The 19962-nt window shown below is 40.4% G+C and carries 21 protein-coding genes; 16 read left to right on the top strand and 5 right to left on the bottom strand.

The window, feature by feature from the left end:
* The first annotated feature begins 42 nt into the window (after nt 1–42).
* The 13 genes from rimP to lepA all read left to right on the top strand — a co-directional run bounded on the left by rimP (nt 43) and on the right by lepA (nt 13932).
* Complete coding sequence (gene rimP / locus QOW94_RS03050) at nt 43–513, top strand: ribosome maturation factor RimP (protein ID WP_283678686.1); 471 nt, start codon at nt 43–45, stop codon at nt 511–513.
* A gap of 16 nt (nt 514–529) precedes the next feature.
* Nucleotides 530–1651: a transcription termination factor NusA gene (gene nusA, locus QOW94_RS03055; protein WP_283678687.1), complete on the top strand. Its 1122-nt coding sequence runs from the start codon at nt 530–532 to the stop codon at nt 1649–1651.
* Nucleotides 1652–1670: 19 nt separating this feature from the next.
* Nucleotides 1671–1970, top strand: a complete 300-nt coding sequence (gene rnpM / locus QOW94_RS03060) for an RNase P modulator RnpM (RefSeq protein WP_283678688.1) — start codon at nt 1671–1673, stop codon at nt 1968–1970.
* Complete coding sequence (locus QOW94_RS03065; RefSeq protein ID WP_283678689.1) at nt 1960–2277, top strand: L7Ae/L30e/S12e/Gadd45 family ribosomal protein; 318 nt, start codon at nt 1960–1962, stop codon at nt 2275–2277. Before rnpM ends, QOW94_RS03065 begins: the two co-directional genes overlap by 11 nt.
* Nucleotides 2278–2281: 4 nt before the next feature.
* Nucleotides 2282–4759 carry a translation initiation factor IF-2 gene (gene infB, locus QOW94_RS03070; protein WP_283678691.1) on the top strand — a complete coding sequence of 826 codons (2478 nt, stop codon included), beginning with the start codon at nt 2282–2284 and terminating at the stop codon, nt 4757–4759.
* Between the two features lie 12 nt (nt 4760–4771).
* Nucleotides 4772–5122 carry a 30S ribosome-binding factor RbfA gene (gene rbfA / locus QOW94_RS03075; RefSeq protein WP_283678692.1) on the top strand — a complete coding sequence of 117 codons (351 nt, stop codon included), beginning with the start codon at nt 4772–4774 and terminating at the stop codon, nt 5120–5122.
* Between the two features lie 81 nt (nt 5123–5203).
* Nucleotides 5204–6115 carry a tRNA pseudouridine(55) synthase TruB gene (truB, locus tag QOW94_RS03080; protein WP_283678694.1) on the top strand — a complete coding sequence of 304 codons (912 nt, stop codon included), beginning with the start codon at nt 5204–5206 and terminating at the stop codon, nt 6113–6115.
* Nucleotides 6116–6119: 4 nt separating this feature from the next.
* Entirely contained in the window at nt 6120–7079 is a 960-nt protein-coding gene (gene ribF, locus QOW94_RS03085) for a riboflavin biosynthesis protein RibF (RefSeq protein WP_283678695.1), read from the top strand.
* A gap of 120 nt (nt 7080–7199) precedes the next feature.
* Nucleotides 7200–8237, top strand: coding sequence for a heat-inducible transcriptional repressor HrcA (hrcA, locus tag QOW94_RS03090; protein WP_283678696.1), 1038 nt, complete (start codon nt 7200–7202; stop codon nt 8235–8237).
* A 16-nt stretch (nt 8238–8253) separates the two neighbouring features.
* The gene (gene grpE, locus QOW94_RS03095) at nt 8254–8835 is read left to right on the top strand and encodes a nucleotide exchange factor GrpE (protein ID WP_283678697.1); all 582 of its coding nucleotides are present in this window, start codon (nt 8254–8256) and stop codon (nt 8833–8835) included.
* A gap of 25 nt (nt 8836–8860) precedes the next feature.
* Nucleotides 8861–10714, top strand: a complete 1854-nt coding sequence (dnaK, locus tag QOW94_RS03100; RefSeq protein ID WP_283678699.1) for a molecular chaperone DnaK — start codon at nt 8861–8863, stop codon at nt 10712–10714.
* Nucleotides 10715–10815: 101 nt separating this feature from the next.
* Nucleotides 10816–11964, top strand: a complete 1149-nt coding sequence (gene dnaJ, locus QOW94_RS03105; RefSeq protein ID WP_283678700.1) for a molecular chaperone DnaJ — start codon at nt 10816–10818, stop codon at nt 11962–11964.
* Nucleotides 11965–12093: 129 nt separating this feature from the next.
* Entirely contained in the window at nt 12094–13932 is a 1839-nt protein-coding gene (gene lepA, locus QOW94_RS03110) for a translation elongation factor 4 (protein ID WP_283678702.1), read from the top strand.
* 292 nt (nt 13933–14224) lie between these two features.
* Here the strand turns inward: lepA and QOW94_RS03115 are convergent, their stop codons facing one another.
* The 5 genes from QOW94_RS03115 to QOW94_RS03135 all read right to left on the bottom strand — a co-directional run bounded on the left by QOW94_RS03115 (nt 14225) and on the right by QOW94_RS03135 (nt 17662).
* Nucleotides 14225–14584, bottom strand: coding sequence for a hypothetical protein (locus tag QOW94_RS03115; RefSeq protein WP_283678703.1), 360 nt, complete (start codon nt 14582–14584; stop codon nt 14225–14227).
* A 275-nt stretch (nt 14585–14859) separates the two neighbouring features.
* Nucleotides 14860–15351 carry a hypothetical protein gene (locus QOW94_RS03120; RefSeq protein ID WP_283678704.1) on the bottom strand — a complete coding sequence of 164 codons (492 nt, stop codon included), beginning with the start codon at nt 15349–15351 and terminating at the stop codon, nt 14860–14862.
* Between the two features lie 123 nt (nt 15352–15474).
* Nucleotides 15475–15888: a hypothetical protein gene (locus QOW94_RS03125; protein WP_283678705.1), complete on the bottom strand. Its 414-nt coding sequence runs from the start codon at nt 15886–15888 to the stop codon at nt 15475–15477.
* Between the two features lie 63 nt (nt 15889–15951).
* The gene (locus QOW94_RS03130) at nt 15952–17115 is read right to left on the bottom strand and encodes a DNA/RNA non-specific endonuclease (protein ID WP_283678706.1); all 1164 of its coding nucleotides are present in this window, start codon (nt 17113–17115) and stop codon (nt 15952–15954) included.
* Nucleotides 17116–17266: 151 nt separating this feature from the next.
* Nucleotides 17267–17662 (bottom strand): hypothetical protein, encoded by a 396-nt coding sequence (locus QOW94_RS03135; RefSeq protein WP_283678707.1) that lies wholly within the window; start codon nt 17660–17662, stop codon nt 17267–17269.
* A gap of 168 nt (nt 17663–17830) precedes the next feature.
* Here QOW94_RS03135 and QOW94_RS03140 point away from each other — a divergent pair, with 168 nt between their 5' ends.
* Genes QOW94_RS03140 through QOW94_RS03150 form a run of 3 tightly spaced genes read left to right on the top strand, consistent with a single transcriptional unit; the run spans nt 17831 to nt 19932 of the window.
* The gene (locus QOW94_RS03140) at nt 17831–18181 is read left to right on the top strand and encodes a hypothetical protein (protein WP_283678709.1); all 351 of its coding nucleotides are present in this window, start codon (nt 17831–17833) and stop codon (nt 18179–18181) included.
* A 42-nt stretch (nt 18182–18223) separates the two neighbouring features.
* Nucleotides 18224–19186, top strand: a complete 963-nt coding sequence (prmA, locus tag QOW94_RS03145; RefSeq protein WP_283678710.1) for a 50S ribosomal protein L11 methyltransferase — start codon at nt 18224–18226, stop codon at nt 19184–19186.
* Nucleotides 19186–19932, top strand: a complete 747-nt coding sequence (locus tag QOW94_RS03150) for an RsmE family RNA methyltransferase (protein ID WP_283678712.1) — start codon at nt 19186–19188, stop codon at nt 19930–19932. Before prmA ends, QOW94_RS03150 begins: the two co-directional genes overlap by 1 nt.
* Nucleotides 19933–19962 lie beyond the last annotated feature (30 nt).

Genomic DNA, 19962 nt, shown 5'->3' on the forward strand with positions numbered 1-19962 from the left:
AGATGCTCGCTCTTTTTAATGGCTTTTTTAGGAGGCAAATTATTGACTGAAGTTGTCGAAACAGTTAAGGAACTGGTAACCCCAATTCTTGATGAACATAAATTTTATCTCTTTGACGTTCAATTCGTGAAGGAGAAGAAATCCTATTATCTCCGGGTTTACATTGACAAACCTGGTGGCATTACAATTGATGATTGTGTTTTAGTTAGTGATGAACTAAGTGAAAAAATTGATGAGTTACCTGAGGATCCAATTCCAGAAGCATACTATCTTGAGGTGTCATCACCAGGTGCAGAACGACCACTCAGAAATGAGCAGGAGCTAAAGACAGCCATCAACGAATACATTCATGTTTCACTTTACAAGAACCTGGATGGGCAAAAAGCCTATGAGGGCGATTTGTTGAGTGTAAACGACGATAATTTGAAATTGCAAATTGATGACCGGAAGCAAACCGTCATTGAAATTCCACGTGAGTTAGTGGCAAAAGCTAGATTAGCAATCAAATTTTAACTAAGGAGTTAAAAAAATGAGTAATGAACTTTTAGGTGCCCTTACTTCACTTGAAGAAGAAAAGGGAATCAAAAAAGAAGTTGTTATCGACGCACTTGAAGCAGCCCTAGTTTCAGCTTATAAACGAAATTATGGTCAAGCTCAAAACGTTGAAGTTAACTTTGACGAAAAAAAGGGAAATATGCATGTATATGCTGTTAAGACTGTTGTCGAAACAGTGAACGACGATCAGCTTCAAGTATCGTTGGAAGATGCATTGGCAATCAACCGAGGTTATGAACTTGGTGACGAAATCAAGTTTGAGGTAACCCCTCAGAACTTTGGTCGAATTGCTGCTCAAACTGCAAAACAAGTTATCATGCAACGAGTTCGAGAAGCTGAACGTGAAATTGTCTTTAGTGAGTACAGCAAGTACGAAGATGAGTTGGTAACTGGAACGATTGAACGCCAAGATCCCCGCTTTGTTTACATTAACCTCGGCAATGTTGAGGCAGTTATGGGAGCAAAGGATCAGATGCCTAACGAAATGTACCGGCCACAAGAACGAATCAAGGTCTACGTTTCAAAGGTTGAAAATGCAAGCAAAGGTCCTCAAGTCTTTGTTAGTCGAACGGCTCCAGGAATGCTTAAGCGGTTGTTTGAGCAAGAAGTTCCTGAAATTTATGATGGAACTGTTGAGATCGTTTCAATCGCTCGAGAAGCTGGCGACAGAGCTAAAGTAGCTGTTAGAACAAACAATGGCGATATTGACCCTGTCGGAACTGCTGTTGGTCCTAAGGGGCAACGAGTTCAAACCATTGTTAACGAGCTTAGCGGTGAAAATATGGATATCGTTGAGTGGGATGACGATGATGCTCGTTATATCGCAAATGCCCTAAATCCAGCCGAAGTAATTGACGTTATCTTCGACGATGACAACGATAGAGCTTGTACTGTGATTGTGCCTGATTATCAATTATCGTTAGCAATTGGTAAACGTGGGCAAAACGCACGTTTGGCTGCTAAGTTGACTGGATTCAAGATTGATATCAAGTCTGAAACTGAGGCGGCTCAAGAGTTTACTGCTGGCCCTGCTGAAGACAACTCTGACGCAGATGATGATCAAGATGAGGCTGATGGGGACCAAACTCAGGACTAACCATTAGGAGGAATTACCTATGAAGAAAAGAAAAATTCCAATGAGAAAAGACATCGTTACTGGTGAAATGGCTCCTAAAAAAGAATTAGTTAGAATCGTTAAGGATTCAGATGGTAATGTTACCATTGACGAAACGGGCAAAAAGTCTGGCCGAGGTGCTTACATTTCAATTAACGTTGATAATGCAAGACAAGCTAAGGAGAAGCACGTTTTTGAAAAAGCTTTTTCAGTTTCAATCGACGATTCATTTTACGATGAGCTGATCTCATTTGTTGATCACAAACAAGCTCGAAAAGAGTTGTTTGAAAATGGACAATAAACAAGCACTGCTAAACTTATTAGGATTAGCAAGAAGAGCTAGAAAAACGGTTTTTGGTGAGGATCAATTACTGCAAGCGGTTAGACAAAATAAAATCGATTTTTTATTTATTGCGTCTGATACTGGTAAGGCGACCGCCAAAAAGTTTAATGATAAGTCAAAATATTACCATGTAGATACTAACTCAATGTACACTAAGGAAGAACTTAGCAATGCGATTGGGATCAAAAGAACGATGGTTGGAATTAATGACAAGGGATTTGCCAAGAAAATGGTTGAATTAACAAATAAAATAAAAGGAGAGTGATTATATGGGTAAAAAGCGAATTTATGAATTAGCAAAAGAGCTTAATGTTTCAAGCAAGAAGATTTTGGATCAAGCTAAATCAGCTGGCTACGACATTAAGAACCATATGTCAACGGTTAACGAACAACAGGAAAAGAAAATCAGAGAGCTCAACGCTGGGGGTAGCAAACCAGCAACTGCTTCTGCATCTAAGCCAAAACAATCTAATAGTGATCGTTCGGCAAATAACCAACAACGAAGCAGCAAACCTGGTTCAAGTAACTCTCCTCATAACTCAAGTGATCACCGAAGCAATTCGAATGGGAATCACACAAATAATTCGAATTCTCACCGACCTGCCAACAATGGCAATCACCAAAATGATCGGAATCGGGACAATCACCAAAACCAGTCTCAAAATAACCATTCGAATAACAACCAATCCCGTAATAACAATTCCAATAACAATCATTCAAATAATAACGATAATCATCGTTCACAAAATAAACAAAATGAAAGTAGCCGTTCTGAATCTAGGCCAGCCACGAGTGGAAATACCAATCACTCAGCTAACCATCGGAATTCAGGCAGCGGCCGATTTGGTGGCAGTTTGAACACATCTGGAAATCGACAAAATAGTAGAAAAGCAAACAAGAAGAAATTCAAGAAACAAAAGAAGCAAAAAAACCAACGGATGAAGCAAATTGATCATCATGGTGCTCCTGAAAGAAAGGAACGGCCATTGCCAGAAGTTCTTTACTTTACTGAAGGGGCAAATGCTCAAGAACTGGGTAAAGCGCTGCATAGGGAACCAGCTGAAATCGTTAAAAAATTGTTCATGTTGGGAGTAATGGTTAACCAAAACCAATCACTTGATAATGATACAATCGAGATTCTAGCTGCTGATTATGGCGTAAAGGCAGAACAAAAAGTTGAAGAAGACGTTTCAGATATTGATAAAATTTTTGAATCTGAAATGGAAAATGACGAACATCTTGAGAAGCGGCCACCAGTTGTTACTATCATGGGTCACGTTGATCATGGTAAGACAACATTACTTGACCACCTTCGTCACTCACATATTACTGAGGGTGAAGCTGGTGGAATTACACAAGCTATTGGTGCCTACCAAGTTCGTCACGGTGATAATTTAATCACCTTCTTGGATACCCCAGGACATGCCGCCTTTACTGAAATGCGTGCTCGTGGTGCTAATATCACCGATATCACCGTTTTGGTAGTTGCCGCTGATGATGGGGTTATGCCTCAAACAATCGAAGCAATTAACCATGCTAAGGCAGCTGGAACCCCAATTATTGTTGCTGTTAACAAAATTGATAAGCCAGATGCCAATCCAAACCACGTTATTGAACAACTTACTGAATACGGTTTGATCCCAGAAGACTGGGGTGGTGACACCATCTTTGTTGAAATTTCAGCCAAATTTGGTAAGAACATCGATGAGCTGTTGGATATGATTATTCTTGAATCAGACGTGATGGAATTAAAGGCAAACGCTCAACAACCAGCCGTTGGTTCAGTTATCGAAGCTCGTTTGGATCAAGGACGCGGTTCAGTGGCTACCTTACTTGTTCAACAAGGAACTCTTCATGTCGGTGACCCAATCGTTGTCGGTCATACCTTTGGTCGGGTTAGAACGATGACTAACGAACGGGGTCGAGATTTAAAGAAGGTTACTCCTTCAATGCCAGTTGAGGTTACGGGAATGAATGATGTTCCTGAAGCTGGTGATCGATTCGTTGTCTTTGAAGATGAAAAGACAGCTCGTGCCGCTGGTGAAGCTAGAGCTAAGGAAGCTCAAGTTGAGGAACGTCGGAAAACAACTCACGTTACCCTTGATAACTTGTTTGATTCTCTGAAAGAAGGGGAAATGAAGCAGGTTGATGTCTTGATCAAGGCAGATGTTCAGGGTTCAGTTGAAGCTCTTTCTAATAGTCTTCAAAAGATCGATGTTGAAGGTGTTAAGGTTAATATTATCCATGCTGCCGTTGGTGCAATTAACGAAAGTGATATTGCGTTGGCAGAAGCAAGTAACGCTATCGTTATTGGGTTCAATGTTAGACCTACTCCACAAGCTAAAGCTCAAGCAGATACTGACAATGTTGACATTCGTCTTCACCAAGTTATTTATAACGCCATTGATGAAGTTGAATCAGCTATGAAGGGAATGCTTGAACCAACTTACAAGGAAGTTGTTACCGGAACGGTTGAAGTTCGGGAAACATACAAGGCTTCTAAGGTTGGTACCATCGCCGGTGGTATGGTCGTTGACGGTTACGTCAAGAAGAACAGTAAGGTTCGTTTAATCAGAGATAGCGTTGTTATTTTTGATGGCGAATTGAACAGTTTGAAACGATTCAAGGATGATGTTAATGAAGTTAAGCAAGGCTTCGAACTTGGATTAACAATTGCTGATTACAACGACATCAAGGTTGGTGACGTGGTTGAAGCATACGTTATGGAAGAAGTTCCAGTCGAATAGGAGGCAATCTGAATGGCACAGTATCGAGTCGGTAGACTAGAACAAGAGATTCAAAAAGAAGTAACCGATATTCTCCTCAAACGGGTCAGAGATCCGCGGGTTCAAGGAGTTACCGTTACTGGCGTCGAAGTTACCGGTGACTTGCAACAGGCAAAAGTTTACTACAGCATTTTGTCTGACAAGGCTTCTGATAACGAAAAGACTGCCAAGGGATTGGAAAAAGCAACGGGTCTGATTCGAAAAGAATTAGGTGCTCGATTAAGCATTTTTAAAACCCCTGAACTTTCGTTTGAGCAAGATCAATCCGTTCAATACGGAGACAAAATTGATAGGTTAATAAACGAATTAAAATCTAAAGAGTAAACAATTACAACTGCGTTTGGAACCGAGAAACGCGGTTTTTTTGTGCTATAATTTTAATCATGAATAAAGTAGGAGATAGTTATGGACGGAGTAATCGCACTATACAAAGAGCGTGGAATGACGAGTCACGACTGCGTTTTTAAACTAAGAAAAATTTTACACACCAAAAAGATTGGTCATACCGGCACCTTAGATCCAAGTGTTGATGGGGTGTTGCCAATTTGTGTTGGTGCAGCGACAAAAGTTTCTGAAATCTTGATGGGCTCAGGAAAGGTATACCAAGGCTCAATTCGGCTTGGAGTGGCTTACGATACTGAAGATTTAGATGGACAGCAAATTGAAGTTCAAGAACTTGTGGGTCCAGTTTCAGATGATGCGATTAATTCTGGCCTAAAACAATTAACTGGTGATGTTCAACAAATTCCACCAATGTACTCAGCAGTTAAGGTTAATGGTCGCAAACTATATGAGTACGCGCGTGAAGGAATTGAGATTGAACGCCAACCAAGAACGATTCACGTTGATTACTTCAAGCAGACAAAACCTTCTGTGTTCAATGAAGATGAGCATACTCAGGAAATCTTTTTTGAAGTCGGTTGTTCTAAAGGAACTTACGTTAGAACGCTGGCGACGGATCTTGGCAAGGAGCTTGGATTGCCAGCTGTAATGTCATCTCTGACAAGGATCAAGAGTGGCGGATTTAGTCTTTCAGAAACATCAAGTTTGGCAGATGTTGAGGAAGCGATGGCTAATGAATCGTTAGCAGAGGTGCTCCATCCTTTAGAAAGAGTGCTTGATAAGTACCCAATCGTTGACCTAACTGAAGAACAGTGGCAACTTGTAAATGATGGGGTCTTTTTACCTACGGATGTTATTGTTGAAAATCCAACGGTAATTCGGCTAGACTATCAAAATAAGGTGACGGCTTTGTATTCATTGGATACCGATAAGAATATGTATCGGCCGTTTAAAATGTTTTTAAATCGGGGATGAAATAATGGAAATTGTAAGATTGCACTATCCACTAAGTGATGAAATAACCAGTAATGAAGACACCGTTTTAGCAATGGGATTTTTTGATGGTTTTCATAGAGGCCACCAAGCGGTTTTGGAGAAGGCAAAACAACGGGCGAAAGAATTGGGAGCAAAGTTTTGTGTTTTGACATATAATCATCATCCAGCTCTCGTGTATAAAAAATTGTCTAGTCATGAAAAGAGATACATAACTCTCTTGAAGGACAAATTAGCTTTGCTCGAGAAGTTTGGTGTTGATCGGGTTTATCTTGTTGATTACACATTCCAATTTCAAAACCAAAATGAAGTTGAGTTTGTTGACAACTTTATCAAACGGTTTCGGGCCAAAGCAGTTGTGGCTGGGTTTGATCACACCTATGGTTCGGATCCTAAAAAAGCCAATATGGAGAACTTATCTAAATTTAGTGACGGCAGTTTTGAAGTAATTTCAGTTGACCCAATCAACTTCGAAGGTAAGAAGGTTAGTTCAACTAGAATTAGACGGGCTCTGGACGATGCCGATGTCGCAACTGTTAATCAGCTGTTAGGACGGCCGTTTAAAACCCATGGGGTAATCGTTCACGGACGTGAAGTTGGCCGGTTGCTTGGATATCCAACCGCTAATATTGAGCATAACGAGATGCAGTGGCTGCCGGCAATTGGAATCTATATCGTGGCTGTTTCGTATGATGGGAAAAAGCACCTTGGGATGGCTTCAATTGGAAGAAACGTTACATTTGAAGACTCAACAGCGATTACCGTTGAAATCAACATTTTGGACTTCAATGAGAACATTTACGGGGAAACACTAACAGTTGAGTGGCTTGAACATATTCGTGACGAGGTTAAGTTCCAGACGCCTCAAGATTTGACGACTCAGCTGTATGATGATGAGGTTGTAACTCGTGAATACTTGAAAAAGCATCCTGATATTTTAAATTAGCACTCGATTGATAACTTTGCTAAAAATTGCCGAGAAGTCTTGACAGATAACCTCTGGTTTGATAAGTTATAAATGTGCCTTAGCACTTAGACAATATGAGTGCTAAAAAGAGGTGATGTAATGTTAACTGATAGACAGAAGGCAATATTGAAGATAATTATTCGGGATTATACGAAAACGGGGATGCCTGTGGGATCAAAAGCATTAGCTCAAGAATTCCCCACTCACGTAAGTTCCGCAACGATTAGAAACGAAATGGCCGCCCTTGAATCCTTTGGTTTGATTACCAAGACGCACTTTTCATCTGGTAGGGTTCCATCAATGGAAGGATATCGATATTACGTTGATAACTTGGTTGAACCAGATCCCCTTGACGATAGTGCGGAGGATCTGATCAAAAGCTCATTTCGTGGTGATTTCAACCGAATTGATGAAATTATTCAAGAATCCGCTAAAGTGTTATCTGACCTAACCAATTATATGGCGGTTACCTTTAATCCCGAACAGGACAACAATGTTAGACTGACTGGGTTTAGGCTCGTTAAATTAGATGAGCGGCAGGTAATGGCAATCATGGTCATTGATAATGGACACGTGGTTGATAAGATTTTTCAACTCCGAAACATTTCACCTGACCAGTTACAAACGATTGTTAATATCATGAACACAGAGCTTGTAGGAAGACCGTTAAATGAGGTCGTCAAGAAACTTAAGTTTGATATTCCTGCCCTTCTTGCAAGGTATGTTCGCTCACCGGAAGGATTCCTCAATATCCTTGATGAAATGATGACTGATGTGGGTAAAGACAAAGTTCATATTGGTGGTCGATTGAATCTGTTAAGATTTGCTGAACGTCAGGACGTTGACTACCTCAAACCGCTATATAACTTGCTTGACACTGGTGATGGGGTCTCGAGAATTATTCATTCTGATTCGAATGATGTTGAAGTTAAAATTGGCTCGGAGCTTAGAAATGAACTGTTGAAAAATTACAGTATCATTACCGGAACATATGATGTTAAGGAATATGGCCGTGGAGTTATTGCGGTAATTGGCCCAACAAGAATGCCTTATTCAAAAGTTATTGGGATTGTTGGTGCACTAAGAGAAGAAATGACAAGAAAGATTCTTGGTTATTACGATCAAGATAATAAATAAGACGGGAGGCGATTGTTTGGCAGACGAAGAAAAGAAGTCTAGTGAGCAACCCCAATCTGAAAACGAAAAAGCAACCGATGCCGAAGAAAAGGACACTTCTGAGGATTCGACCAAAGAAGTTAAGGCCAAAAAGGTTGATAAGGCTGATAAGCAGATTAGTGAGTTGAAGCAAAAGTTGGATGACATGGAAAATAAGTACCTTAGGGCAGAGGCAGAAATTAAAAATATTCAAGCCCATGCTAAAAAGGAACAAGCTGACTTGATTAAGTATGATGGCCAACAAATTGCTCATGACATTCTACCAATTGTTGATAACCTGCAACGGGCCTTGGAAGTGGAGGTCAGTGATGAGGCCGGTAAGCAACTAAAGACTGGGGTCCAAATGGTGTTTGAACATTTGCAAAAAGCACTTAGTGACAATGGGGTCGAAAAAATCGACGTCATTGACAAACCCTTTGATCCAAAGTTTAGTCAAGCAATTCAGACAGTTGATGCGGATGATGATCATCCAGCTGAAACCGTTGTTAAGGTGCTTCAAGATGGTTATCATCTTAAAGATCGAGTATTGAGACCAGCAATGGTTGTTGTTACAAAATAATTTGAGAAAGAGGATACGATAGATAATGGCTACTAACAAAATTATCGGTATTGATTTAGGTACAACTAATTCAGCAGTTGCAGTTTTGGAAGGAAACGAACCAAAGATTATTCCAAACCCAGAAGGTTCAAGAACAACTCCTTCAGTTGTTGCTTTTAAAGATGGCAATCCCCAAGTTGGTGAAGTTGCTAAGCGTCAAGAAATTACCAACCCAAATACCGTTGTTTCAATCAAGAGTCACATGGGTGAAGAAAACTATACTGTTGATGTTGACGGAAAGAAGTATACTCCTCAACAAATCTCAGCAATGATTCTCCAGTACATCAAGGGATTCGCCGAAGATTACCTTGGCGACACAGTTGAAAAGGCAGTTATTACCGTTCCTGCTTACTTTAACGATGCTCAACGTCAAGCTACCAAAGATGCTGGTAAGATTGCTGGTTTGCAAGTTGAACGAATCATCAACGAACCAACCGCAGCTTCATTGGCATATGGTTTGGATAAGCAAGACAAGGACGAAAAAGTTCTTGTGTATGACCTTGGTGGTGGTACATTTGATGTCTCCGTTCTTGAATTGGGCGATGGTGTCTTCCAAGTACTTTCAACTAATGGTGATACTCACCTTGGTGGTGATGACTTCGATAAGCGGATTATGGACTGGCTTGTTGATGGTTTCAAACAAGAACATGGTGTTGATTTGTCACAAGACAAGATGGCCTTACAACGTTTGAAGGATGCTGCTGAAAAGGCTAAGAAGGATCTTTCTGGTGTTACCGAATCCGAAATTAGCTTGCCATTTATTTCTGCCGGCGATAATGGACCACTTCATTTGCAAACTACTTTGAGTAGAGCTAAGTTCAATGAACTAACTGCTGACTTAGTTGCTAAGACTAAAGTACCGTTTGATAACGCCCTTAAAGATGCTGGTCTTTCAGTTGGTGATATCGACCAAGTTATCTTGAATGGTGGTTCAACTAGAATCCCTGCTGTTCAAGAAGCTGTTAAGAGCTGGACTGGTAAAGACTCAAACCGTTCAATCAACCCTGATGAAGCCGTTGCCCTTGGTGCTGCTGTTCAAGGTGGAGTTATTACCGGTGACGTTAAGGATGTTGTTCTTCTTGATGTTACGCCACTTTCACTTGGTATCGAAACAATGGGTGGTGTGTTCACTAAGTTGATCGACAGAAACACTACTATTCCAACAAGCAAGTCACAAGTGTTCTCAACTGCTGCTGATAACCAACCTGCTGTTGACATTCATGTGCTTCAAGGTGAACGGCCAATGGCTGCTGACAATAAGACATTGGGTCAATTCCAATTGACTGACATTCCTGCTGCTCCTAGAGGAGTTCCTCAAATCGAAGTTACGTTTGATATTGATAAGAACGGTATCGTTAACGTATCTGCTAAGGATAAGGGAACTGGTAAGGAACAAAAGATTACCATAAAGGATTCATCTGGTCTATCAGACGAAGAAATCAAAAAGATGATGAACGAAGCTAAGGAAAACGAAGAAGCCGACCAAAAGCGGAAGGAAGAAGCTGACCTTAACAACGAAGTAGATCAATTGATTTTCCAAACTGACAAGACTCTTGATGAAGTCAAAGACAAGGTTTCTGATGAAGAAATTCAAAAGGCAAAGGATGCTCGTGATGCTTTGAAGAAGGCTCGTGAAGACAACAATGTCGATGAAATGAAGTCTAAGAAAGATGAATTGACTAAATTAACTCAAGACTTAGCCGTTAAACTATATCAACAAGCCCAAGGTGACCAAGCTGCTAATGGTGGCGAGGGTGCTGGTAATGCTGACAATGGTAACGGTAAGGATGATGGCACTGTTGATGGTGACTTCTCAGAAGTTAACGATGACAAGAAATAATTAGTTCGTTCTTAAAAAGCCAGAGCTTACGAGCTTTGGCTTTTTCTTGAAATATGGTATTCTGTGAAGGACTAATATAGTGAAATAGATTGGAGTTTCGCATGGCTGATAAAGATTATTATGACATTCTTGGCGTTTCAAGAGACGCCAGTGAAGATGATATCAAGCATGCTTATCGGCGGCTATCAAAAAAATATCACCCAGATATTAATAAGGCTCCCGATGCAGAGCAAAAGTTTAAGGATATAACCGAAGCGTACGAAGTTCTTGGAGACCAACAGAAGCGAGCAAATTACGATCAGTATGGTTCAGCTGAAGGGCCACAAGGATTTGGTGGTGGATTTTCGTCTGGTGGCTCAGACTTTGGTTCGGGCTTTGGTTTTGACGATATATTCAGCCAGTTCTTTGGTGGCGGCGGTGGCGGTCAACGTCAAGCTGACCCAACCGCCCCTCGTCAGGGACGAGATTTACAGTACCAAATGACCCTTGAGTTTGAAGATGCGATCTTTGGTAAGAAGACTCGAATCAAGTACAATCGTGAAGCTCAATGTCAAACCTGTGGTGGTAATGGTGCTAAACCCGGAACTTCACCCGTAACCTGTTCTCACTGTGGTGGTCGGGGATTCGTTACGGTTGAAGCCAATACTCCACTTGGAAGAATGCAGACTCGGCAAACTTGTCCGGTATGTAATGGTACTGGTAAAGAAATCAAAGAAAAGTGCCCAACCTGTGCAGGTAGTGGTCACGTTGATGAAAAGCATGAAATCGAAGTTAAAGTTCCTGCTGGAATTGACGATGGTCAACAAATGCGGCTTCAAGGACAAGGTGAGGCAGGAGAGAATGGTGGTCCCTACGGTGACTTATACATTATCTTCAAAGTTCGTCCATCTAAAATTTACCAGCGTGATGGGTCAACGATTTATGTGAACCAAGATATCACCTTTGCAAAGGCTGCTCTTGGTGGCAAGGTGAACGTTAAGACTGTTCATGGAGATGTAGACCTGACGATTCCTGCCGGTACTCAGACGGGCACTGTGTTCCGTCTGAAAGGCAAGGGAGCCCCTCATCTGCGAGGGAAGGGTAACGGTGATGAACGGGTGACCGTAAATGTTGCTACCCCTAAAAACTTGAACAAAGAACAAAAAGTAGCTCTCGAGGCATTTGCCGCTGCAAGTGGTGAAAGCGACCTTGGATCAGGTAAATCTGGTAACTTGTTTGACAAGTTGAAAGACGCATTTGATAAAAAGTAAATTAGAAAGAGAATCTAGGACAAAACCTAGGTTCTTTTTCATTTGGAATTCCAATCCGTTTTCTTTTATTACTAAATTACCGTATAATTGAAACAGTGAACTTACTCGAATGAAAGAGAGCGAATATACATGGACATAGAAAAAATGAGAGAGCATCAAAAATACATTCGGAACTTTTCAATTGTTGCTCACATTGACCATGGTAAATCGACCCTTGCGGACAGAATCCTTGAAATGACGGATACTGTTTCGCAACGGGAAATGAAGGACCAATTGCTAGATAATATGGATCTAGAACGTGAGCGGGGAATTACAATTAAACTGAACGCTGTGGAGCTGACATATCACGCTGATGATGGTCATGACTACGAGTTTCATTTGATTGATACCCCTGGACACGTGGATTTCACCTATGAAGTATCAAGAAGTCTGGCTGCCTGTGAAGGGGCTATTCTTGTTGTTGATGCAGCCCAGGGGGTTGAAGCCCAAACTCTTGCCAATGTTTATTTAGCTTTGGATGATGACTTGGAAATTGTCCCGGTTATTAATAAAATCGACTTGCCATCAGCCGAACCTGAAAAGGTAAGAGCTGAGGTAGAAAATGTGATCGGCATTGATGCTTCTGATGCAGTTTTAGCAAGTGCTAAAAAGGGAATTGGGATTAAAGACCTTCTTGAGCAAATCGTAAAAAAGGTACCTGCTCCATCAGGTGACGTCAAGGATCCTTTAAAAGCGTTGGTTTTTGATTCTGTTTATGATGATTACCGCGGAGTTGTTCTTAGTGTTAGGTTGTTTGAAGGAACTGTTAAACCCGGCGATAAGATAAGAATGATGAACAGTGGTAGCGAGTATGAAGTTACTGAGGTTGGAGTTAACTCGCCCAATCCGGTTAAACGCGATTATTTAATGTCTGGCGATGTTGGTTATATTACTGCCAGCATTAAGGACATCACTGACACCCGAGTTGGTGATACCATCACCAGTGCTGATAATCCAGCTGAAAAGGCACTGCCTGGATATCGGGAAATGAATCCAATGGTATATGCGGGGCTTTATCCTACTGATAACGCGAAGCTTGATGATTTGAGAGAAGCACTTGAGAAACTGAAGCTGAATGATGCTGCGCTGGAATTTGAACCGGAAGTTTCTAAGGCCCTTGGCTTTGGTTTCCGTTGTGGTTTTCTTGGCCTCCTCCATATGGATGTTGTCCAAGAACGACTTGAACGAGAGTTTAACCTTGATTTGATTACTACTGCGCCATCAGTAACTTACAAGGTTGATTTAACTTACGGTGGTACCGCAGATGTCGAGAATCCATCTGAAATGCCAGATGTTTCGGCTGTTAAGAAAATCTCTGAGCCGTTTGTTAAAGCTTCAATAATGGTTCCTAACGATTACGTTGGGGCGGTGATGGAACTATGCCAGCGGCGGCGAGGAATCTTTGAAACGATGGAATACTTGGATGATTACCGGGTGAATGTGATTTACCACATGCCATTGTCTGAAATTATCTTTGATTTCTTTGACAAACTGAAATCTAACACTCGTGGGTATGCTTCTTTGGATTACGAGCTAGAGGACTATCGTCAATCTGACTTGGTTAAGATTGATATTCTTCTTAATGGAGATAAAGTTGATGCTCTGAGTTTTATTTCTCACCGTCAATTTGCGGATGCTCGTGGTCGAGATATTGCCACGAAGTTAAAGGGGATTATTCCTCGTCAAAACTTTGAAATTCCAATCCAAGCTGCGATTGGCTCTAAAATCATTGCCAGAACCACCATCAAGGCTTATCGGAAGGATGTTACTGCTAAGATTCACACTGGTGATCCTGACCGAAGGGCTAAATTGCTTGATAAGCAGAAACGTGGTAAGAAGCGAATGAAGTCGGTTGGTAAGGTAGAAATACCCCAAGAGGCCTTCATGACAGTTCTTCAAACGGATGAGGAAGAGAAGGGCGACAAGTAGCTGTTGACAACGACAAAGTAAAAATGGTTGGAAAATTACTAAGTAAATCAAAAAAAGTAGCGATAAATATTTCAGTTTCTTGAAATTTATCGTTACTTTTTTGCTTTTATCCAAATCCTTGTTACATGCGGTAACCAACAATAGTGAAACCCGCTTCTCGCAGATTCACTAATTGTTATTCTTTCTGGGGCACTAAGACGAAATCAAAGATTTCTGTCCCACTCCCTAATCGGTTAATATAGATAAATTAACGCTGAAAGGGTAATCACACCGTAATGGGGTGGGTGCTTTTTTAAATTTCTGATTTGTATACCTGGTCACTCAATTTCAATAGATAATCATAGTCATCATCACTGACAATTTTTCGTTCTACGTCAACCGAAGAGTCTTCCAAGTCATCATCCGGCTCTAGTTCATCTTCATTGGTTGCCACACTATCCAGAGCGTCACTGAAGTCGATGAGCATATCGTCTGTAGTAAGTTCTGTATCATCATAAAAGTTGACAGCGGTTTTGATTGTATCACCACTTGGTAATGTTATCTTAGTGACGACTGCATCGTGGTCACCCATATTTTCTAATGTTGTAACAGTATTCGCATGTAAATCAGCAAACAGGATTGTTAATAGTAAATTAGCTTCTTGGCTTGTCATAGTGTTTTTCTCCTCTTTTCAGTGGCCTTATGCAAAACCTTTACCATTCAGTATACCTTTTAGTAGGATGAAAAGTCAGTAAACAATTATCCAACATTTATGCTACGTCACAAAAAAACCGCCCAACAATTCTAGCTACTTTTGAATGCCTATCCGACGTAAAGACACTATGATAACTAGCTAAATTTAAAAATGGTTAGCTTTTTGGGCCGTTCCATCAACCGAGTCTCTTTATTTATAGCTTTTAGCAGTTGTTTGCAGTGAACCTCGTTTTTTTATGATTGAGCTTCTATCTGGTGCTTTTTCAATAATATTAAACGAGCAAAGGGTTGTGCTATACAAGCCTCCACTAAAAATGAAATCGTGAAATTACGAGGCCATTTATAAAAAAAGTGTTCAATTGGAAGCCATGAAATAGTTTTCGTTCCAATCCATACTCCAACTACTGATAAAACAATAGACATCATCATCACGTTTATTAAACAATTGACGATCATGTGGGCACTAAAGCTATCGTCATCTGAAATCAAGATACTTGTTACTTTTGACGCTGGTTTGTTAGTTAGCAAAACTAATAAAACAACGACGACCCACATAAATGGGATTATCCCAAAAGTATTTTTCCATGTTTCCAAGCTAAACCCTGTTTCAAAACATGTAATAAGTGGTGCAATAATGTTCACTGAAAGAAGTGAAACAATAAATACAAATAAACTAAACTCTCTCCCGTTACGTGGTAACTTCATATAAAAATCCAAATCAATCATTCCTTTTCCGCATCTTTGCATAAAAAAAGCGCAAAGACACTTTTATTGTGTGCTTTACGCTGAACCATTATACGCAGTAAATACAAAAGCTAGTTTAGCATTTAAATTATAGAAAAGTCAATTTCATTCGGTAACTTTTCTCCACGCAACCCTTGATCCCATCAACTGAGTGTTCAAAAGGTACCTATGGCCGTTTTTATGAATGACTCGCCATCTCCGGCTACTTTGGTACCCATATTTAGCTAGGGCATTAAATGTATAGTGATTCCGATCGACTTTTGCAAAGGCTAATTTACGATAACCAGACCACCGGCTTCGAAAGGCAGCTTTACCGTTATATTGGACCGAGTATTTATAGACCTTCATAACGTCCCCGTATTTGTTATGATAGGTTCCTCGCCAACTTGCAGGTGTGTGATATACAATTTTTCGAACTGGAAAATATCTTTGAGCGTGAATTGGGGTTGCAAGTGCCGTCCCAAATAGAACGCATCCCCCTAAAGTTAGACTCACGGTGCTAAGCATATGTTTGTTCATAAAAAAATCCGCCTAAATTAAAGAAAACCTAATTTATTTTACGTAATTAACTATACAACCTACCTATGGCCTTGCATACTGATTACCACGAACGGCTTGGGTTGCACCAGAGTTTTGCGCTTGTGCTTTTGTTTCGTAAGCGTAATTGTTGGGGTTTACAACTTGGGTATAGTATTTATCGGAATCTGAAACGTACACTTTCCCTGGGGCAGCATATGTCCATTTACCTACTTTTTTCTGCCCAGTAGCTCCTGATTGGCTTGGACTTGATGATTGATAGGTTCTTGTGTTGCTGTAATTATACGTGGTCTTCGGTTTTGGTGAGTATGTTTTTTTACGGACATACGGGGTAGCATTATTTGAGCCGTCATTGTAATTTATTTTGATACCTTCGGCAGAATTAATCACTACGATTTCTTTATTCAATTCACCATCAGATGATTTAATATCAACGACCGATCCCCTTGGCATGGTTTCGGTGCCGTCATAAATAGGCGTAGTCTGGTATTTCACAGTACCATTTGTTCCCGGATGAGATGACCAATAATCTTCAACCATAGTTTCAGCGTATCTCATTCCACCATTTTGGTCAGCACCTACGTTTTGAGGACGGGTACCAGTAGTAAAGTTATAAGCAGACGTGTATGATTTAGCGCCAAGCAGACTATCGGCAATTGAGTGGCTCCGGTTATAAAGGTATCCGTGATAAGTACGACCAGTATCCTTAAACGTGATAGCAACTATCTTATTTTCTGGCCAAAATGGTGGGGCGAGTGGATCACCTTGACGCGAGCCTTGCGAAGAACGATATTCAGAATAGGTTAGAACCGCTCTTGCAGTTGCAGAACGGCCCATACTATCGGATGAAAAACGATATTCACCGTCAGTTAAGTTGCTAAAACCATTAAGTCTGGCATTACCATTGGTGTAGTAATAATTTTCGGTTGGGCCAGCTGATTCAGCATTGGTATACTTAATCAGCTTAGTCAGAATAGTTGATTTAACTTGGGTGTGCTTTTTGGTGTGCGCCTTTCTGGCTGGCGTTGCTTTGGTCGCAGGATGAGCCTTCTTGGGTGAGCTTGATGATTTTTGGATGGCTGAGCTGGATTGGGTTCGACTAGAACTATTTGTATTTGGTGAATCGGCTTGACTACCACATGCTGTCAACGTGGCACCCATCAGTAGTAGTGTTGTCAATAGAAGCGGAATTTTTGCTGATTTTTTCAATTTATATGTACCTCCAAAGATTTGTTGGTGGCATGCTCAAAGTGAGATTGGTTGCACTGAGAACAGGCCTATGTTACGGTTAAATCTTGATTCATTGTTAAAACAAATCATTTAAATAAAAAAGCCACTTCAGCTATTATTGAAGTGGTGGTTACCCAATTCTTAATTCAGTTACAAGTTTTGTGTCAATCATGGTTTTGCCCCGTTCAGTTTGATGAGAAATCAATCTGTTTGTTAAGTCATCAGTCTTTAAGTAATCAACGAACAACTCCTTGGTCGGTACCTGGAGAAGTCGTTTATCATGAGACTGTTCAAACGAAACCTGTGATAGTAGGTAATTATCAGGAATGACTTTTAGCATGTTGGAAATGGCTTCTAATGCAACCTCACCATTTTTTAATAGTGAATAATTAACAAAGTTACGGTAAAAAAGCTGTTGCCCTTCAAAAATGACTTGGCTACTATGATCCTCTGAAATGGCAGAGTATTTGATAAGAATTGTCTCTGGTTTGATAACGTTCAAAAACTTTATACGAAATGAATCCATTGAACTAACCCCCTCAATGACATGATAATTGAAAATTGTATCACAAAGCAAGGGGAATTCTTTTAAATATATTGAAATGCGTTGATTTTTAGCGTATATTTTTATATTATATATTACAATACGTTTCTAATTAGATGAGGGATAGCAAGAATTTACAACTGTCAGGAGGTGTTTATTATTCTTAGTCGAACGAAACAATTTCTTAGAAAAAACGGCTATTTTTACAAAAAAGAGTATATGCGCCCATTAATGACTCCCGATAATATTTATATTTTTAAGTTTGGTCGGAGGGAATTAGACAACCGACTTATTATTAGGTACGGTCACAAGTGGACCGGTCGCCAAATGATCAAGGAAATTGATTTAAGGCTCCACAAGCAAAAGCATCCTCGAGTTTTTAGAACTGAGGCTGAATTGTTAGAATACTTACAAAAGCATCTTTTAGAGCACGAGGCAAAAGTTCATCCAGAGCTGAATGATAAGAAAGATGAAAAAGTGACAGACGCTGCATCCAAGTAGGATGCTTTTTTTGTACTTAAACGCAAACGGAGGAAATTGGGAATGCAATGGACTGAAGTATCAGTTAACACAACGAATGAAGCGGTTGAAGCTGTATCTAATATTTTAATGGATTTTGGAGCAGCAGGCGTTAATATTAAAGATGCAGATGACTTTAAGAATGTCGACGTTGAGAAGGCTGCCAATGAGGGGAAACTGATTGAATTATCTTCAATCCCCCATCTGAAAGAGGGAGCAATCGTCTCCGCATACTTTCCAGATGATAGTCAAATAGAACAGCAACTTAATGATATTCAGAAGCGAGTAGCAAAATTAACGGAATATGGATTGAACCCCGGGGATGCCACCGTTGTCACCGACAGTTTATCTGAACATAATTGGGCAACAGAATGGGAAAAGTATTATCACCCACTGCGAGTTACTAGGTTTCAAACCATTGTTCCAAGTTGGGAAGATTATTCAGTCGATTCCAATGCTGAATTTGTTGTCAAATTGGATCCAGGAATGGCGTTTGGAACAGGAACCCACCCAACGACAAAACTATCGATGCAGGCGTTGGAAACGGTAATTCGTGGCGGTGAAAGCATGATTGATGTTGGAACCGGATCTGGCGTACTAGCAATTGCTGCCAAGAAGTTAGGAGTTGGCAAAATCTATGCTTATGATGTTGATGACATTGCAGTTAGGTCCGCCAAAGAAAACATTAATCTCAACTTCGAAAATTCGGATATTGAGGTTGCCGCAAATGATCTGCTAAAAGGAATCAATAAGCAAGTTGATTTAGTCGTGGCTAACATTTTGGCTGAAATAATCGTCCCCTTGGTGCCCCAAGCATATGCCAACCTAAAAGAAAATGGTTATTTTATAACTGCAGGAATTATCAATTCTAAGGTTGACGAAGTTAAACAAGCAATCACTGATCATCAGTTTAAGATTGAACAGATTCTAAATATGGGAGATTGGTATTCAATTATTGCTAGAAAGCCAAACAGTGAGGGTGAATAATGCAACACTATTTTTATAATCAACAACTAAAAATGGGACAGGATTTTTCGTTGCCTGATGATGTGGCCTATCACTTTACTCACGTTCTTAGAAACGGAGTTGGTGACCAACTTGAGGTGGTGGATGGCTCAGAAACCTTGTTTATTGCTGAAATTAGCGAAATCAATGGTAAACGGGTACAGGCAAAAATCATTCGCCAACTTGAGAAGAACGTCGAATTACCAGTCAAAACCGCTATTGTTAGTGGTCTTGCCAAGAAAAACAAACCTAAGCTTATTGTTCAGAAGGCGACTGAGTTGGGAGTTAACGAAGTCTTTTTTGTCCCAATGGAGCGATCAATTGTTAACTGGACTGGAAAATCTGAAAAAAAACTAATTCGGTTGAATGAAGTCGCAAAAAGCGCTGCTGAACAGTCCCATCGGAATCATGTTCCCGTTGTAAAATACGCTAATAGTTTAACCGATATTCCTTTTGATGATTATAGTGCAGGGGTTATTGCCTATGAGGAATCAGCTAAACAAGGAGAAGAATCCAACCTTGTGCAACTTTATAGCCATCTTGCAGATGGGGATTCAGTGATTGCTGTTTTTGGCCCAGAAGGTGGCATTTCTGAGCAAGAAGTTAGTGTCCTGTCTGATGAAGGGTTGATAAAGGCCGGGCTAGGACCAAGAATAATGCGTACCGAAACTGCGCCACTATACTTTTTAGCAGCGACTTCTATGTACTTTGAACTTGGAAGTAAGTGAATTGATAATTAAACAATGATAAAATATTGT

It is taken from the genome of Lentilactobacillus sp. Marseille-Q4993 (assembly GCF_951230165.1).
GTDB lineage: Bacteria > Bacillota > Bacilli > Lactobacillales > Lactobacillaceae > Lentilactobacillus.

Excerpts from the sequence above, each read along its gene's own strand:
- truB (WP_283678694.1), top strand. The coding sequence starts at position 5,204 with ATGGACGGAGTAATCGCACTATACAAAGAGCGTGGAATGACGAGTCAC.
- rbfA (WP_283678692.1), top strand. The coding sequence starts at position 4,772 with ATGGCACAGTATCGAGTCGGTAGACTAGAACAAGAGATTCAAAAAGAA.
- hrcA (WP_283678696.1), top strand. The coding sequence starts at position 7,200 with ATGTTAACTGATAGACAGAAGGCAATATTGAAGATAATTATTCGGGAT.
- rnpM (WP_283678688.1), top strand. The coding sequence starts at position 1,671 with ATGAAGAAAAGAAAAATTCCAATGAGAAAAGACATCGTTACTGGTGAA.
- dnaJ (WP_283678700.1), top strand. The coding sequence starts at position 10,816 with ATGGCTGATAAAGATTATTATGACATTCTTGGCGTTTCAAGAGACGCC.
- prmA (WP_283678710.1), top strand. The coding sequence starts at position 18,224 with ATGCAATGGACTGAAGTATCAGTTAACACAACGAATGAAGCGGTTGAA.
- nusA (WP_283678687.1), top strand. The coding sequence starts at position 530 with ATGAGTAATGAACTTTTAGGTGCCCTTACTTCACTTGAAGAAGAAAAG.
- dnaK (WP_283678699.1), top strand. The coding sequence starts at position 8,861 with ATGGCTACTAACAAAATTATCGGTATTGATTTAGGTACAACTAATTCA.
- QOW94_RS03065 (WP_283678689.1), top strand. The coding sequence starts at position 1,960 with ATGGACAATAAACAAGCACTGCTAAACTTATTAGGATTAGCAAGAAGA.
- lepA (WP_283678702.1), top strand. The coding sequence starts at position 12,094 with ATGGACATAGAAAAAATGAGAGAGCATCAAAAATACATTCGGAACTTT.
- ribF (WP_283678695.1), top strand. The coding sequence starts at position 6,120 with ATGGAAATTGTAAGATTGCACTATCCACTAAGTGATGAAATAACCAGT.
- infB (WP_283678691.1), top strand. The coding sequence starts at position 2,282 with ATGGGTAAAAAGCGAATTTATGAATTAGCAAAAGAGCTTAATGTTTCA.
- QOW94_RS03135 (WP_283678707.1), bottom strand. The coding sequence starts at position 17,662 with ATGGATTCATTTCGTATAAAGTTTTTGAACGTTATCAAACCAGAGACA.
- QOW94_RS03150 (WP_283678712.1), top strand. The coding sequence starts at position 19,186 with ATGCAACACTATTTTTATAATCAACAACTAAAAATGGGACAGGATTTT.
- QOW94_RS03120 (WP_283678704.1), bottom strand. The coding sequence starts at position 15,351 with ATGATTGATTTGGATTTTTATATGAAGTTACCACGTAACGGGAGAGAG.
- QOW94_RS03125 (WP_283678705.1), bottom strand. The coding sequence starts at position 15,888 with ATGAACAAACATATGCTTAGCACCGTGAGTCTAACTTTAGGGGGATGC.
- QOW94_RS03115 (WP_283678703.1), bottom strand. The coding sequence starts at position 14,584 with ATGACAAGCCAAGAAGCTAATTTACTATTAACAATCCTGTTTGCTGAT.